Consider the following 17856-nt stretch of genomic DNA (forward strand, 5'->3'; position numbering starts at 1 on the left):
ATGAAATTAAGTAAAATATACATATTAGTTTTTGTATTGGGGATGTTCTCTTGTCAGGACCCCGATGAGTTTCTGGATGTTATTCCTACAGGAACAACAATCCCATCAACGTTAGAAGATTTTAATAACCTTCTGAATACGCCTGATTACTTTTTTAATCGATCTAGAAATATTGCACTTATGGATCCGGATGTGTTTATGAACGATCTAAGTTTTAGTACAATTTCAAATGACCTCATAGATGTTAATGCCTACACCTGGCAATCTGATTTAACAGAGGAAGATCAAAGTGATAACGATTATATATCTATCTACAAATTCATTCATTTAAGCAATTTTATATTAAGCGAAATTGATGACGCAGACCTAGGGTCTTTCAATGAGGCTGACAGATCTAATATAAAAGGTGAAGCTTATGCGCAACGTGCCATGGAACTGTTCTTAGGAGTTACAGAATATGCTCCGGCATATGACCCTAATAATAGAGATATTCCTGGAATACCAATTCCCCTAAATTTAGATTTACGGGCTGCTTACGGAAAGTCATCGCTAGGCCAAGTTTATGATCAGATACTTTCAGATTTGAATAATGCATTAGAGCTATTCACTGATTCTTATCCAGATATTAATGTTGTTGGTAACTGGAGACCTGGCAGAGCTTCTGTTTATGGATTATTAGCCGAAGTTCATTTACACATGGGTAATTTTGAAGAGGCCAAATTAAATTCTGACAAAGCTCTTGAACTTTATGACTTCTTACACGATTGGACGACCTTCGAACTGGCGGATACAAGTAACATATATGCAGGTTATACAAATGATGATTACCAGTATAGAGATGGTAATACTGAGGCCATTTGGAATCGCTTTAATAGAGAAGACTACGCGTTTAGTTCTTACCAATTATATCACCCTGATTTCGCACAATTATTTGATCAGGCGAATGATAGGAGATGGTACTTAAGAGCCACTCAAGAATCTCCTGGTGGAGAGGATTTAAGCCCGTATTACGTTTTCTTTTTTCCTAGAACACAAATAGGTCTAACGGTACCACGATTACTGTTAACCAATGCTGAAGCAAAAATTAGAACAAACGATGGGCCTGGAGCCATGGCGGCTTTAAATACATTATTAGAGAATAGGATAAGTAATTTCACACCTTTTGTTCATACGGATAATGCCACAACCTTGACTATCATTAAAAATGAAAGAAGAAAAGAGCTACATGGTTCTGGATTAAATCTATACGATTTAAAGCGATACCATGTTTACGGGGACAATATCCCAACGTTCACCAGAACAAATCCATTAACAGGCGAAACCTTTACTTTGGAACCGGGTAGCGAACATTATTACGTAAAAATACCACGCGCTGTGCGTAGTATCAATCCAAATTTAAATTAACACTTAACTCCTGTATGACAAAGTCATACATAACATAAAACATATAGAAATGAAAAAATTAATATTAATATTAATGGTGATCTCATTTGTGCCATTTTTAAATTCTTGTGAGGAAGATGTTCTGGATGTTAAACAACCCGAAGCTTATAATCCTACATGGATGGAAAATGCGACACTGACATTTTCCCCACAAGGAGAAAGTAAAAATTTTGTTTATAAAATCAACAATGGTACGGGAGAGGAATTTTGGGGAACCACAGAACTGACGTTCAACGTGACCTTCGAATCTGAATCTACAACTATTGAAAACATAGCCAAGATTGATTTTTATGCCTTCGCAGAAGAAAAGATAGGTGAGGACTACAATTATATTGGTGGTAGTACAGGAAAACTTTTAACTAGCGTTTCCAATCCAGCAAAAACATTTGATATCGTTATTTCTAAGGATATGATCTACAACCTTTTTGAAAGTGAATTTTCTTCCACAACAAGAACAGATGTTAACACGGGTGATCTGTACGAACTCAAATGGGTTATTACAGGCAAAGATGGGAACATAGTTGACACCAGAAGAGATTGCTTTGGTGTGGGTTGTACCTATGCCTTTGAGGCCGAATTAGCTATTGTAGATACATGGATAGGTGTATTTGATTACAAATGGATCGAAGTAGGAACGGGTACAGTTCGTTATTCACATGCAAAGATTAATGTGGGTTCTACAGGAACAGTAGAATTTGTGCCAGGGGCTAATGAAGGCGAATATGACTGTCTTGACATGTCATTCGGAGGTGCTTATGGCGGTCCGAGAGGTGGGACTTTAAAATTCGACGCTTCTAACAACGTCCTTACGATCATTTCAGCAGAGTCTTATTACGATAGTGAATGGGAAGTCGTTAGTGCTACAGACGATGTTTTAACCCTTTATTGGACCAATAGATTTACTGCCTTATATTCAGAATACGGCACTATTGAGATCAGAAGGTCTGATGGACTGCAGTGGCCAGTACCTCTATCAATTGTTAAACTTTAATTCTTAAGGCTAGAAAAAAGGAGGTTCGGTTTTTAACCCTCCTTTTTTCTTGTCTCATTAAAAACACTATAGAAAATGAAAAATTTAATTCGCTTATTTATCCTTCTTTTTTTCATTACATCGATATATCAATGTAAATCTGAAGGAGATTCTCAACCAACAGAAACATCAAACACTTTTACCATGTCTGTCGATCTTAAAGGTTTAGACGAGGATTATTTGATATACTGGGAAAAGGATAACAAATACCCAAATGGCCTTAGAGTTGATACCCTTAGGGTAACTAATGGAAAGTTCACGTTTACCGATTCCTTAACAGGATATAAAATATATTATTTGGCCGTTACAAAGCCTAGATCCTGGACAACCGTTTATAATGGTAAGGAATATTCTTCTAGCACAAAGGCAGATGTAAACAGACTATGGTTTATTGGTTATCCGGGAGCGACTATTACATGTACAGGTGAAGTTAAAGACTATAGCGTGGAAGCTCAACTTTCAGATGAGAAAGGCGTGAACAACGATTTATCGAAAATCCATTTGCAAACATTCCCTTTAATCGATAAGGCACACGCGTTATCTGTTAGAACTTACAAAGAAAAATTAAATGAAAGTGTTTTAGGTCAATTAAGAGACTCTATCCAAGCACTGCGAAAAAAAGCTATTGAACTCAAAAAGGAATTTATTAGTAATAACCCTAAATCTATAGCAGCTACTTATATATTTCGTGATGCCTACTACCGAAAATACTTTGATCACAAAGAGGCTAAACAACTATTTAACAGCTTAGATAGTGAAATTTTGGCGGGAACTTCTTTTTACGATGAGATAAAAAATCGATTAGAAGCTGTTGAAAGAACAATGATTGGTATGCAAGCCCCTGAATTAAGCACGAAAAACACCTATGATGGTTCAGATTTTGATTTATCATCTTTAAAAGGGAATTACGTTCTTTTGGATTATTGGGGGCTATGGTGCGGGCCATGTATGGCGGAAATCCCAAAAATTAAAGAATATGCCGATAAATATTCCGAAAAGAATTTTGTAGTGGTCGGGATCAATTCTGGAGATGCAACAAGCAAATGGAAAAAGGCTATTGAAGACCGTGATTACAGTTGGACACACGTACAAACTACCAACGAAAACGATCTCTTAATACCTTTTAATGTTAATTCTTTTCCAACAAAAATATTAATAGATCCTGAAGGTAAAATAATCTATAGTTCGAAAAATCAAGAAAAAGTTGATATGTATCAAATGATAGACAACATTTTCTCAAAATCCTAAGTAATTGAGTTAGTTTTTTGAATATTTCATATTGAGTAAATGGAGTATGCTAATTGGGCAATTCAAAAAAATTGCCCAATTTTTTTACTATAAAATGTTCAAAAAACGATATAGATAGGATATCTAGACACCTATTGAAAATAATTAAATAAGACATTCCTTCCTTCTCAAGCAGTGATCGAAGTAACACACAAAACACATATTATTATGAAAAAAATATCACTAATCCTGATTCTTCTCATTCTTACAGCCTGTAAGGAGACTACACCAGAGTATGCTCTAATAAAAGGGCAAATAAACAACAATGAAGCTATCAGCAACCTCTCCTTAACAAATAATGATCGGGATTTTAAATATGAAATCACTTTAATGGCGGATGGACGCTTTCGAGATTCGCTTGCCATTGAACCTGGCTTATATACCCTGTCTGCGGGGCGCCGAAAATCAACCCAAATAGTATTCTTTAAAGGCGATAACCTGACGATAACCTGTGATGCTAATGATTTTGAAGGCTCCTTGACATTTCACGGGAAAGGTTCCTCAGAAAACTATGAACTTCAAACTATTAATAAAAGTATACAGGCCTATGAAAAAGAAAGACCCAAAGACTATTTGCTTGGAGAAACAGACTTTAAAAATTTGGTTCTTAAGCAACAAAATGAGCTATTGTCATTGTTAAATAGTTCCCACGAGCTCAATCCTTTATTTAAAACCAAGTTGACGCGCCATCTAAAATACTGGCGCCTTAATAGTTTTTCATATTATCCTGTCAATCACAGATATTATGCCAAGGACCCAGATTTTAATGTATCCGACGATTTTTTAGAAGAAACAGATCATTTAGATTATGAACGCGATGACGATTATAAAGAATCGAAGTATTACCAAAGTTTAGTGAGCAGAAGGCATTGGGAAAATATTGATAGCCTCTTAAACATTGGAAAACTTACTAAAGCGATGGCCCGAATTGAGGCAGCAAATTTGTTTAAAACAGAATTTATCCGTAATGCTCTATTACGCCAAACCATTATGGGTATATTGATTTCAGAGAACACCTTCAAACCAAGCTTGGAGGCCTACATGAAATTATCTACTAACCAAGATCATAAAAAAAAGGTAGCACAAAAATATCAGGAGGTAAAATCATTAGAAAAAGGAAATCTATCGCCTAAGTTTGTGAATTATGAAAATTATAAGGGAGGTGTAACATCCCTCGACCAATTAAATGGAAAATATGTTTATATCGATGTTTGGGCAACATGGTGCGGACCCTGTAAGGCTGAGATACCTTTTTTAAAGGAAGTGGAAAAAAAATACCATGGCAACAAAAACATTGAATTTGTAAGCATTTCGGTAGATAAGCAGAAAGATTACGATAAATGGAGGACCATGATAAAGGAAAAAGAGCTGAGTGGTGTTCAATTAATTGCCGACAATGCATTTAATTCCGACTTTGTAAAATCCTATCAAATAAGAGGTATTCCTCAATTCATTTTAATAGACCCGCAAGGTAATATTGTAAATCGAAGTGCGCCTCGGCCTTCCTCACCGGATCTGATCGATTTATTCAATGATTTAAATATTTAAGCTATCTATAGGTCTAAATTTTAACATTTTATTAATAGGGGCAAGCCGATTATAAAGCAACTAGGAATAAAAAGATCCACTACTAAGTTTTTCATATTTGAATTAGTCACTCTATTATGAAGAATTAGCAGAAGGGCTGTCTTAAAAAACAGCCCTTTTTACTAAAATAAATTAGGGTTAGAGGAAATTAGAAGTTCAATTTAAACACAAAACATCTTATGAAGCGTTACATTATTGTTATTATTCTTAGCCTAGCTTTTAACATAAAGGCAGGCGCGCAAACCATTGATCTTGGGAGTGCACTACCTGTAGACCAATCAATTAAAAAGGGCGTACTTCCAAATGGCCTAACCTATTATATAAAAACCACCGACGTTGTAAACGACGCGGCGAGCTATTACATCATCCAAAATGTAGGTTCAGTTCTGGAAAATGAAGATCAACAAGGACTTGCACATTTTCTCGAACACATGGCGTTTAATGGCACTGAGCATTTTCCTGGAAAGGGTGTTTTAAATACCCTCCAGAAACACGGTGCCGTTTTTGGAAAGGATATTAATGCTTACACCAGTTTTGATGAGACCGTTTACAATTTAAATAACATCCCTACTAAAGATGGTTTGGTTGACACCTGTTTAACCATTCTAAAAGATTGGTCTAATTATTTACTCTTAACCGATGAGGAAATCGACGCTGAGCGTGGAGTTATTAAAGAAGAATGGCGTACACGCCAAAGTGGGCAGATGCGTTTATTTAAAACTAGTTTACCAATTAAATATAATAATTCAAAATACGCCGACAGATTACCAATAGGATTAATGGATATTGTAGAAAATTTTGATTATCAAACCCTTAGAGATTTCTACCACGACTGGTACAGAACCGATCTGCAGGCTATTGCTATTATTGGTGATGTTGATGTAGCAGAAATAGAAAATAAGATCAAGGCTCAATTTTCTGAAATACCTGAAGTTAAAAACCCAAAGGAACGTATTGTGATTCATATTCCTGAAAATGAGGACATGCTATATAGTTTAGGTACAGACCCCGAAGTATCAACGGCTTCTTTGGAATTTGGTATCCGACATGAAAGATCCTTAGAACCAGAAACGGTTGCGGACCTAAAGCGTTCCCTACTGGAGTCTATGGCGGTAAGTTTACTATATGAAAGAGTTTTGGAGAGCTCACGAGAACCAGAAGCCAGCTTTTTAGCTGCAAGAATGGGCTACGGGCAATTGGCCAGAACATCCAACGCTTTTAGTTTGAGAATTTTTCCAAAACCTGACCAACAAAAAGAGGCTTTTAAAGAGGTCTTGACGGAAGTGGTTAAAGCCGTGAAATATGGCTACTTGCCCTCTGAGTTAGATCGGGCCATTGCTAAATTTACAAGCTCCTATGAGAACCAAATAGCTAAAAGGAACGATATGAATCATGCGCTCATTGAGAGAACTATTCAAAATGATTTCTTGAACAACCGTACCATGACTGATATTGAAAAAGAATACAACCTTGCCAAGGAGATATTCAAAGGAATTAGCACGATGGAGTTGCATGCTACAATAAAAAGATTATATACTAAAAAGAACAGATACCTGAATGTAACCGGTGTAGAAAATCAGGAAAATTTAACCGAGGATCAGGCAAAGCAAATTATTTTGGAAGTTGAAAATGATACAAGCTTAAAACCTTACACTGAAGCGCTAGCTGGCAAATCATTGGTATCAGACCTTCAAATAGAACCAGGAAAGATTTTAAAAACGACAATTAATGAGGACATAGGGGCGACAACCTTTTATTTAAGTAACGGAATTAAAGTCCATTACAAATTTGTTGATAAAGAAAAGGATAAAGTTTATTTAAATGCCCTGAGTTATGGTGGAAAATCATTGCTAAATGATCAAGATCTACCTTCCGCAGAGGTTTTAGAGGACCTCGTTCGAATGTCTGGCTTAGGTGATTTTTCAGCAACCGATCTGCAAAAAATTCTAGCAGGTAAAACGGCTAATGTTAGCATCAATTTGGAACAAATAAATGAGTCGCTTTTTGGGAATTCAAACACCAAAGATGTTGAGACCATGTTGCAGTTGGCACATGTCTATTTTGTTAAACCTCGTTTTGACGAATCGGCTTTCCAAGTATTAAAAAGCAATATGAACAATTACCTCATCAGAAGAAGTAAAAATATTGGTGAAAAAATGCGAGATAGTTTAACGGTTTCGCTATTTGGAAATAATAATCCGAAAGAGCGCATCTTTAACCAGGAATATATAAACGATATTTCTTTCGAAAAAATAAGAGCTATTTATATGAATCGTTTTGGCGATGCCTCCGATTTCGAGTTCTTTATTGTTGGTGACCTTAGCGAACAACAATTAAAGCCACTTCTGGAGAAATATGTTGCGAGTTTAACAACGAAGAACACCAGAGAAACCTTTAAGAATAACGGATCAGAATGGGTTTCTGATAACATAGATAAAGCCATTTATTTGACTATGGAGGATCCTAAGGCAACCATAAATATTGTTCATAAAAAGGAGATGCCTTACTCAAAAAGTAATGAAATATATACGGAGGCACTTGGCGACATTTTGCAATTACGAATTAACGAAACTGTAAGAGAAGCTGAAGGCGGGGCCTACAGCCCAAGAGCTATGGCGTATTTTTTAAGAGAACCAAAATCTCAGGTTTATATTTCCTTTAGGTTTGATTGTAACCCTGATATGGCCGACAAATTAGTTGATATTGTAAATTCAGAATTACAAAAAATAGCACAGGGTGAAATCAGTGATGCCGATCTAGATAAAACGCGGGTTAATTTTATTAAAGAACGCCAGCAAGCGAAGGATAAAAACGAATATGAACTTCAAGTTCTCACAGCCTACTTTAGATACAACGAAAATATGAATGACCCAAAAGACTTCGAAAATATAGTGAAGACCATGTCTAAAAAGGACATTCAAAATATCGCAAAACAAGCGCTTGAAAATGGAAAATCCTATGAGGTTGTTTTCAAACCAAAACAGTAATTACAGTAAAAAAAGCTAATCATTATGAAAAAAATCATTTTACTTTTCGCTTTACTCAACATAACGCTGGCGCGTGCACAAATATTTGAGCCTGTAAAGTGGTCTACCTCTGTAGAGAAATTATCAGATAAAGAATACAAGCTAATTTCAAAAGCTACCATTGATACAGGATGGCACCTATATTCTCAAAATGTCCCTGAAGGCGGCCCTATACCCACCACATTTACCTATAATATGTTGAATGGACAAGCAAACTTAGTTGGGAATACAATTGAGGAAAAAGGTCACACGGTAAATGATCCAGTTTTTAAAATGACGATCAAATTTTTCGAAAACAGTGCTAGTTTCATACAAAAGGTTACAGTGGCTCCTAATGTAAGCGCCATTAAAGGAACTGTAGAGTTCATGGCTTGTAATGATGAAAGGTGTACACCTCCAAACGAGGCGGAACTGGTATTCAACTTGGATAGCTCAATAGGAACGAGCAGTATTAAAGAACCTGGACCTATTGTAGACAATAATGAAGTAAATAGTGAGCTTTATGGACTCTCTCCAAAAGATATCATCAAACCTGACGCATCCCAGGAGAATCCTGAAATAATTGTATCAAACGCTAAGAGTACTAGCAAAACATTGTGGAGTATTTTCGGACTTGGTTTCTTAGGGGGGTTATTGGCCTTATTAACACCCTGCGTGTTTCCAATGATACCTTTAACTGTGAGCTTTTTCACAAAGAGCAGTGGGCAACGTAAAAGTTCAGGAATATCTAAAGCCTTGCTTTATGGCTTTTTTATACTAGCTGTTTATATCCTTTTAAGTGTGCCATTTCATTTACTGGATTCTGTGAACCCAGATATTTTAAATGAAATCTCCACGAATGTTTGGTTGAATGTCATTTTCTTTGCGATTTTCTTATTCTTTGCCTTTTCATTCTTTGGTTATTACGAATTAACCCTGCCTTCGAGTTGGACCAACAAGACCACAAAAGGTGAAAATGCAGGTGGATTAATAGGGATCTTTTTTATGGCCCTAACCTTAGCAATCGTTTCTTTTTCTTGTACTGGTCCTATTTTAGGCTCTTTGTTGGCAGGATCATTAACTGCTGATGGAGGTGCTTGGCAGTTAACCGCTGGAATGACAGGCTTTGGTGTATCATTGGGCTTGCCTTTCGCTCTATTTGCCATGTTTCCAAATATGATGAATGCCTTACCAAAATCGGGAGGTTGGTTAAATACAACCAAAGTTATTCTGGGATTTCTCGAACTTGCTCTGGCATTTAAATTTTTGTCAAATGCCGATCTGGTTCAACACTGGGGTATTTTAAAAATTGAGCCATTCCTCATTATTTGGATTGTTATTTTTGGAGGACTAGCCTTGTATTTATTTGGAAAAATCAATTTTCCACATGATTCCCCAATTAAAAAATTGTCATTTTCAAGAATAGCCGGTGGAGTTTTGGTAGCATCGTTCGTCATTTACTTAGCCTCAGGTTTTATGGTAAACAAAGAAACTAAAACATTCTCCTCCTTAACGCTATTGAGTGGTTTGGCGCCACCTGTGGGATATAGCTTTTTGTATCCGAACGATTGCCCGAACAATTTAACGTGTTTTAAAGATTTAAAAACGGGTATCGCCTATGCTAAAAAAGTCAATAAACCTATCATGTTGGATTTTACGGGTTACGCCTGTGTAAATTGTAGAAAAATGGAAGAGCATGTTTGGTCAAATCCAACTATTGATAATTATTTAAGAAATAATTATGTGTTAATTTCATTATATGTGGATGATAAGAAAGTACTTCCTGAAGACCAGCAGATCATGGTGAACAGGGTCAATGGAGGAACTAGGCAATTAAAGAACTTCGGACATAAATGGGCAAACTTTCAAACGCAGTTCTTCCAGACCAACTCACAACCTTATTATGTGTTGCTAAGTTCGGATGGGAAAGAAGTTTTAAACGAGCCCGTAGGATACACTCCCAATACTGATAATTATGCTAAGTTCCTCGAGCAAGGCTTAAAGATTTTCAATAATAAGTAATTAAGGATGAGAACTGTTTCCGAGGTATCGAAGCTTGAGCTCTATTTTTCAAAGTTCAGAAAGAATATTATTGGTATTGATACTGAATTTGATACGCCCTATGGCAGGAAAAAAATAGTTTATTGCGATTGGACTGCAAGCGGCAGACTGTATAGGCCGATAGAAGATAAATTAATGAATGTCTTTGGTCCCTTTGTTGCCAATACCCATACTGAAACGTCAACCACAGGTGCCGCCATGACCTTGGCATATCACGAGGCCAGAGATATGATCAAACAACATGTGAATGCTAATGAAGATGACGTTTTGATCACCTATGGCTCCGGAATGACAGGCGTTGTTAATAAATTCCAGCGTATACTTGGATTAAAGGTTTCTGAGAACCTCAAGGATCATACTAAGATCCCTGAGGAAAAACGTCCCATAGTATTCATTTCTCATATGGAGCATCATTCTAATCAAACCTCTTGGCTGGAGACCATTGCCGATGTTGTGGTTGTACCCGCCAAAGAAAATGGTTTGATCTGTTTAGAGGAGTTCGAGACTTGTTTAAAGAAACATGAAACCAGACCACTTAAGATAACGTCTATTACAGCTTGCTCCAATGTCACAGGTATTAAAACAAATTATCATGATATCGCGGCACTTACGCACAGATACAATGGACTTTGCTTTGTAGACTTTGCCTGCTCGGCACCCTATGTAGAAATTAATATGCACCCAGAAAATAATGAGGGTTATTTGGATGCCATATACTTCTCACCCCATAAGTTTCTTGGTGGCCCTGGAAGTTCTGGAGTATTATTATTCAACAAAAAGTTATACAAGAACCTGGTGCCCGACAACCCTGGAGGAGGGACAGTAAGTTATACCAATCCATGGGGAGATCATGATTATTTCGATGATGTTGAGATGAGAGAAGATGGGGGTACACCTGCATTTTTGCAAACCATCAAGGTTGCCTTATCTATGCAGTTAAAGGAAAAAATGGGCGTAAAGAATATTCATGCAAGGGAAGCAGAGATTAATCACAGAATCTTTAATACACTAGAGCGTTTAGATAAAGTATCAATATTAGCTTCAGAGCATAAAGATAGGCTAGGGATCTTTTCATTTTATTTTGAAGACTTTCATTTTAATTTAGTCGTAAAGATTCTAAACGATAGGTTCGGAATTCAAACCAGAGGAGGTTGCTCCTGTGCGGGTACCTATGGCCATTATTTGTTAAATGTTGATCAACAAACGTCAAAAGCAATTGAACAACAAATCTTGGAGGGCTGCAATACCGAAAAACCAGGATGGGTTCGTTTGTCTATACACCCTACCATGACAGATGATGAAATTAATTTTATCTGTGAGGCTTTGGTTGAACTGGATGCAAATATTGAGGAATGGTCAAAGGATTATAAGTATGATCCTGATAAAAACGATTTCGTTCATATAAGCTTTAAATCTATTGAACCAGAAATGGTTAATACGTGGTTTAGATTTTAAATCTATACAAGCAAAACTTTTGAAAAGTAGTCCTGTAAACGATTTAATACAATGAATGTGGCTAAAACAGTTAGCAATTAAATTGCTTGCAAATAATTTGAAAGATTTTTTCTAAAACTAAATGGCTCAAAGCTATTTTAAATTTCAATTTATTTAAAAATTAACTATTTTAGTTGAAAAAAAAACATATTATGAAAAAAATTCTTACTATACTAATCTTTTTACCAGTATTTGGTATAAGTCAAACACAAATTGGTACTTCAATTTTTGGAACAACCAGCGGTGATGCATTTGGTTGGTCGTTAAGCAATAATAATTTAGGTGATATTATGGCAGTTGGCTCTCCTAATTCTGATGTAAACGGATCTAATTCAGGGCAAGTACGTGTTTATCAGAATCAATCAGGTTCCTGGGTTCAATTAGGCCAAAACATTAATGGAGAAGCTGCAGGCGATGAATTTGGGTGGTCCATTAGTTTAAGTTCAGATGGTAATGTACTAGCTATTGGGTCTCCAAATAATGATACAAATGGAAACGATGCTGGATATGTAAGGGTTTTTCAGTATCAATCAAATAGTTGGGTGCAAATAGGTCAAAATATTTTAGGCACTGCGGCCGGTGATGGATCAGGGTATTCCGTAAAATTGAATTCAGATGGAAGTATTTTAGCTATAAGTTCATATTTAAATAATTTAAGTACTGGGCGAGTACGTGTTTATCAGAATCAATCAAGTACTTGGGTTCAATTAGGAACAGATATCACAGGAATAAATTCAGGAGATGAGTTTGGTAGATCAGTAAGTTTAAGTGGTGATGGTAGTATCTTGGGTGTTGGTGCAACCGGAAGCAGTACAAATGGTTCACGGGCAGGTCAAATTCGAGTATTTCAGAACCAGGCTGGTAATTGGACACAAATAGGCTCTACTATCAATGGGGCTAACGCCGGAGACCAACTAGGTCATGCCGTTAGTTTAAATAATGCCGGCGATATTATGGCTGTTGGCGCAAATCGATTTGATGGTTCTGGAATAGATTCTGGTTCAGTAAAGGTTTACGAAAATCAAGCGAACAACTGGATCCAATTAGGTCAGGATATTTTTGGGGAAAGTGGAGGTGATCGATCTGGTCAGTCCGTTAGTTTGAACAGTGATGGTTCTGTTTTGGCTATCGGATCTAATCTAAACAGCAACAACGGATCAGCCGCTGGAAATACACGGGTTTTCCAGTTCCAATCTACTAATTGGGTTCAAATTGGACAGGATATTGATGGTGACGCATCTGGAGACGTATCCGGATGGTCTGTTTCGCTAAGTGGTGATAATCAGATCCTGGCCATTGGTGCGCCTGCAAATGATGGTAATGGCGCCGGATCAGGCCAGGTTAGAGTTTATGATCTAAACGAAACGCTTGGGATAAACAATCAAGACTTAGCCTACCTCAATGTTTACCCTAATCCAACGAAAAATATAATTAACATAAAGTTACCGAATAATGTTACACTTAAAAGTTTACGAATTGTCAATAATTTGGGAAAATTGGTGTTAACTCCGGAAAGTAAAATAATTAATACTTCCACCTTATCGACAGGTTTATATTATCTTATTATTGAAACAGATCAGGGAAATACTACGAAAAAACTGATAATAGAATGATCGAAAAAATGGTTAGAATTTATATACAATAAACCTATTAAAAATTCTCAATCCTTAATGATTGTTCGAAACCCGAAAAGCACAAACTGGCCTGTTAGAAACGATATCGCTCACATAACCTTTATTCCTAATAGGATTGAGGAGGCTAAAAAGTGGTTTATCCTTTAGCTTTCGGATAACGTTAAATACCGAATAAAAAACAACTTTTTAAAAATGAATATAATGAATATTGGAGTTCCTATTGAGATTAAGAATAATGAAAACCGTGTGGGGATGACGCCTTCCGGTGTTTTTGAATTGACGAAACGAAATCACACGGTCTACATTCAGAAAAATGCAGGTAATAACAGTGGTTTTTTGGATGACGATTATAAAGAAGTTGGTGCTATTATTCTTGATACTATTGAAGAAGTATATGCATCTGCCGATATGATCGTAAAGGTGAAGGAACCTATTGAACCTGAGTATAAATTGATCAGAGAAGATCAGGTAGTTTTTACTTATTTCCATTTTGCTTCAAGTGAAGTACTTACCAAAGCGATGATAGAAAGTAAAGCGGTTTGTATCGCTTATGAAACTGTTGAAGATAAAGACGGTAGTTTACCATTATTGATCCCGATGTCTGAAGTTGCCGGGCGTATGTCTGTGCAACAAGGTGCAAAATATTTAGAAAAACCTATTATGGGTCGTGGTATCTTGTTGGGTGGCGTTCCTGGAGTACCTCCTGCCAAAGTTCTTATTTTAGGAGCGGGTGTCGTAGGGATTCAAGCAGCACGTATGGCAGCCGGATTGGGTGCTAACGTATTTATCATGGATATCAACATGAAAGCTTTACGTTATGTTAGTGATATCATGCCTAATAACGTGATCAGTGAATTTTCAAGTGAATACAACATCAGAAAACATATCAAAGATGCTGACTTGATTATTGGAGGGGTCTTAATTAAAGGCGCTAAAGCACCGAAGTTGATTACCCGTGATATGTTGAAAGAAATGCAACCCGGAACCGTCATGGTGGATGTTGCTGTAGATCAGGGGGGTTGTTTCGAAACCACGGTGCCAACCACGCACCAGGATCCTACGTATATTATTGATGATGTCGTACATTATTCCGTTGCGAATATGCCGGGAGCTGTACCTTACACCTCTACGATGGCGTTAACGAATGTTACCCTTCCTTATGTGATCAGGTTAGCTGATATGGGTTGGAAAAAAGCGTGTAAAACGGATAAGTCTTTATCGAAAGGCTTAAACATCGTAAAAGGAAAAATTGTTTATCCTGAGATTGCTGAAGCTTTTGATATGAGTCTAAACTTAGTTTAAAAAAATTCTTATTAATTAAAAAAGGTTACCAATTAACATCGTATATTAAGAGTTAAAAAGAAACCTAGGTCATACAATAATGTAATTTGTATGACCTTCTTTAATGCCATCATTAAACGATGGAAAATTCAATATCAGAAATTCAAATAAGTTATACCCCAAGAAAATTATCTATAAACTTTATATTACATTTATTTATCAGGCATGTTGGCTTTTTTTATGTAATTGGAACCAATCTCTTGATACCTTTAGTTATACATGCTATAGTCCATTACCATTATAAGGGGATCTATTTAGCATCCTTTAAAACAAATTTTCATAGAAGTTTGAAAGATGGTGTTTTCAAGCAAAAACTTATGTATTGTACATAAATCCTACATTTATAAAAACAAAAAATCCGTAAATCATTGAATATCAATTATATTACGAATTTTGTCTGTACTCAAGGTGGGAATCGAACCCACACTTCCGAAGAAACTGGATTTTGAATCCAGCGCGTCTACCAATTCCGCCACTTGAGCATTTCGGGCTACAAAAATAGATATTTTTTCTAAATCTCCATTAAAAATTAAAGACAATATACTTTCAAGGTAAAAATAAATGTCTAAATTTGCACCTCGTTAAAAAACAGACCGTTTTAACGCTAGAAAACAAGTTAATAGCCATGCCTATCGTAATAACAGAAGCTAAAATTTTTGCGTGTACGCAGAGTAAAGTGTTAGGAGAAAAAATAGCCAAGGCTTTTGGCGTGGATTTAGGTAAGGTGATCACCTCGACCTATAGTGATGGTGAATTTCAACCGTCATACGAAGAGTCTATTCGTGGTACCCGAATTTTTATTATCGGATCTACAAATCCCGGCCCCGAAAATTTAATGGAAATGCTTTTGATGATCGATGCAGCGAAGCGCGCTTCTGCCAGACACGTCACAGCAGTATTACCTTATTTTGGTTGGGCCAGACAGGACAGAAAAGATAAACCTCGTGTGCCAATCGCAGCGAAATTAGTAGCAAAAATGCTTGAAGCTGCCGGTGCAACACGTATTATTACCATGGATCTACACGCCGATCAAATTCAGGGCTTTTTTGAAAAACCCGTAGATCATTTGTTCGCGTCAACGATCTTTTTACCATATCTAAGAGAATTGAATTTGGATAACTTAACCATAGCCTCACCGGATATGGGAGGTTCTAAAAGAGCTTATGCTTATTCTAAAGCCTTACAAAGTGATGTGGTGATCTGTTATAAACAACGTGCCAAGGCCAATGTGATCTCGCATATGGAGCTTATTGGTAATGTAGAAGGTAAAAATGTGGTGTTGGTAGATGATATGGTGGATACTGCGGGAACCTTAACGAAGGCAGCCGATCTGATGATGGAGCGTGGCGCATTAAGCGTAAGAGCCATTTGTACCCATCCTATTTTATCGGGGAAGGCCTATGAAAATATAAATAACTCAAAATTGGAAGAATTGATCGTTACAGATTCTATTCCTGTGAAACCATTAAGTGATAAGATCAGAGTATTGAGTTGTGCGAATTTGTTTGCTGAGGTGATGGAGAAAGTACACAACAACCAATCGATAGCATCCAATTTTATAATGTAAACCCTGCGGTGTTTGCCAAAAATGTATTTAATTAAATTATATAAATAAACAATGAAGTCAATTACAATCAAAGGATCTCAAAGAGAAAGCGTGGGCAAAAAAGCAACAAAAGCCCTACGTAATGCTGGTCAGGTTCCTTGCGTATTATACGGAGGAGATAAACCATTGCATTTTTCAGCTTTAGAAAATGAATTCACACATCTGGTTTATACGCCAAACGCGCATACCGTTGTGATTGAATTAGAAAGCGGCGAAAAATTACATGCCGTTCTTCAGGACATTCAATTTCACCCTGTGACGGATAAAATCCTTCACATCGATTTCTATCAGTTATTCGAAGACAAAGAAATCTCAATGAATATTCCGATACGCTTGGTAGGTAACTCCAGAGGTGTAAAAAATGGTGGTGTACTAAGACGTAACAACAGAAAACTACGTGTTAAGGCGCTTCCTGCTAATTTACCTGATTTTATCGAAGTGGATATTACACCATTAAAAATTGGTGATAACGTTCAGGTGGGTGAATTACCAACTGATGGATACCGATTCTTACACACTGATAATACAGTTGTATGCCAGATTAAAACGGCTAGAACTGCTATTGTTGATGAAGAGGAAGAAGACGATGAATTGCTTGAAGGTGAAGAAGGAGCAGAAGGAACTGCTGCGGAAGGAGCTGAAGCATCTACTGAAGCAAAGTCTGAAGAATAGATCATTCTTTAACATAAATAAAAAAAGCATTCTGTTATCAGAATGCTTTTTTTATTTTTACCAAAACACCCAACTATGTTTTGGTTTTTTAAACGCAGTTCCAAATACGATTCGACAGAAGACAACATGAAAAAGTTTCTCATTGTAGGTTTAGGAAATATTGGTGACAAATACCATAACACACGGCATAATATTGGGTTTAAGATCCTTGATTTTTTTGCTGAAGCAGAAGGTCTCACCTTTGAAACTCAAAAATTAGGTGATATTGCAAATCATAAAATTAAAGGGCGTAGCCTTATTTTATTAAAACCCAGCACTTATATGAACCTTAGTGGGAAAGCAGTTTTGTATTGGCTCACCAAAGAAAAGATCCCTTTAGAAAACCTTTTGATCATCACCGACGATCTCAACTTACCATTCGGAACCTTACGTCTAAAAATCAAAGGTAGTGATGGTGGCCATAACGGTTTGAAAGACATTCAGGATAAACTGAATACCATCAAATACAACCGCTTCCGATTCGGGATTAGTGATGCTTTTAGTAAAGGACGGCAGATCGATTATGTGTTAGGTGAATGGTCTGAGGAAGAAGTTGAAAAACTTCCCGAACGACTTACCAAATCTTCAGAGCTCATAAAGTCTTTTGTTCTTTCTGGGGTGAACACTACGATGAATGCCTTCAACGGAAAATAACCC

12 protein-coding genes and 1 tRNA gene are annotated in these 17856 nt (G+C 36.6%); 12 read left to right on the plus strand and 1 reads right to left on the minus strand.

Going from position 1 to position 17856, the window contains the following annotated elements; translation table 11 throughout:
• The 9 genes from V8G61_RS09345 (at nucleotide 1) to ald (ending at nucleotide 14843) form a co-directional block, all read left to right on the plus strand.
• Nucleotides 1–1404, plus strand: a complete 1404-nt coding sequence (locus tag V8G61_RS09345) for a RagB/SusD family nutrient uptake outer membrane protein (protein ID WP_394875320.1) — start codon at nucleotides 1–3, stop codon at nucleotides 1402–1404.
• A 49-nt stretch (nucleotides 1405–1453) separates the two neighbouring features.
• Nucleotides 1454–2434, plus strand: coding sequence for a hypothetical protein (locus V8G61_RS09350; protein ID WP_394875321.1), 981 nt, complete (start codon nucleotides 1454–1456; stop codon nucleotides 2432–2434).
• Nucleotides 2435–2509: 75 nt separating this feature from the next.
• On the plus strand, nucleotides 2510–3721 hold the full coding sequence (locus V8G61_RS09355) for a redoxin family protein (protein WP_394875322.1): 1212 nt from the start codon (nucleotides 2510–2512) through the stop codon (nucleotides 3719–3721).
• Between the two features lie 207 nt (nucleotides 3722–3928).
• The gene (locus V8G61_RS09360) at nucleotides 3929–5308 is read left to right on the plus strand and encodes a TlpA family protein disulfide reductase (protein ID WP_394875323.1); all 1380 of its coding nucleotides are present in this window, start codon (nucleotides 3929–3931) and stop codon (nucleotides 5306–5308) included.
• A 218-nt stretch (nucleotides 5309–5526) separates the two neighbouring features.
• Nucleotides 5527–8334, plus strand: coding sequence for a M16 family metallopeptidase (locus tag V8G61_RS09365; protein WP_394875324.1), 2808 nt, complete (start codon nucleotides 5527–5529; stop codon nucleotides 8332–8334).
• 24 nt (nucleotides 8335–8358) lie between these two features.
• Entirely contained in the window at nucleotides 8359–10374 is a 2016-nt protein-coding gene (locus tag V8G61_RS09370; protein ID WP_394875325.1) for a cytochrome c biogenesis protein CcdA, read from the plus strand.
• Between the two features lie 6 nt (nucleotides 10375–10380).
• Entirely contained in the window at nucleotides 10381–11868 is a 1488-nt protein-coding gene (locus V8G61_RS09375) for an aminotransferase class V-fold PLP-dependent enzyme (RefSeq protein WP_394875326.1), read from the plus strand.
• A gap of 191 nt (nucleotides 11869–12059) precedes the next feature.
• A complete protein-coding gene (locus V8G61_RS09380) occupies nucleotides 12060–13520 on the plus strand; it encodes a T9SS type A sorting domain-containing protein (RefSeq protein WP_394875327.1) in 1461 nt (486 codons plus the stop codon).
• A 222-nt stretch (nucleotides 13521–13742) separates the two neighbouring features.
• Nucleotides 13743–14843 (plus strand): alanine dehydrogenase, encoded by a 1101-nt coding sequence (gene ald / locus V8G61_RS09385; protein WP_394875771.1) that lies wholly within the window; start codon nucleotides 13743–13745, stop codon nucleotides 14841–14843.
• 439 nt (nucleotides 14844–15282) lie between these two features.
• Here the strand turns inward: ald and V8G61_RS09390 are convergent.
• Nucleotides 15283–15364 (minus strand) — tRNA-Leu (locus tag V8G61_RS09390).
• A 143-nt stretch (nucleotides 15365–15507) separates the two neighbouring features.
• On the opposite strand from V8G61_RS09390, the gene V8G61_RS09395 reads away from it, so the two are divergent.
• The 3 genes from V8G61_RS09395 to pth all read left to right on the plus strand — a co-directional run bounded on the left by V8G61_RS09395 (nucleotide 15508) and on the right by pth (nucleotide 17853).
• Nucleotides 15508–16449, plus strand: a complete 942-nt coding sequence (locus tag V8G61_RS09395) for a ribose-phosphate pyrophosphokinase (protein WP_394875329.1) — start codon at nucleotides 15508–15510, stop codon at nucleotides 16447–16449.
• 51 nt (nucleotides 16450–16500) lie between these two features.
• Nucleotides 16501–17160, plus strand: coding sequence for a 50S ribosomal protein L25/general stress protein Ctc (locus V8G61_RS09400; RefSeq protein WP_394875330.1), 660 nt, complete (start codon nucleotides 16501–16503; stop codon nucleotides 17158–17160).
• A 75-nt stretch (nucleotides 17161–17235) separates the two neighbouring features.
• Nucleotides 17236–17853 carry an aminoacyl-tRNA hydrolase gene (gene pth, locus V8G61_RS09405; RefSeq protein WP_394875332.1) on the plus strand — a complete coding sequence of 206 codons (618 nt, stop codon included), beginning with the start codon at nucleotides 17236–17238 and terminating at the stop codon, nucleotides 17851–17853.
• Nucleotides 17854–17856 lie beyond the last annotated feature (3 nt).

This window comes from Gaetbulibacter sp. M240 (assembly GCF_043876815.1).
Classification (GTDB): domain Bacteria; phylum Bacteroidota; class Bacteroidia; order Flavobacteriales; family Flavobacteriaceae; genus Gaetbulibacter_A.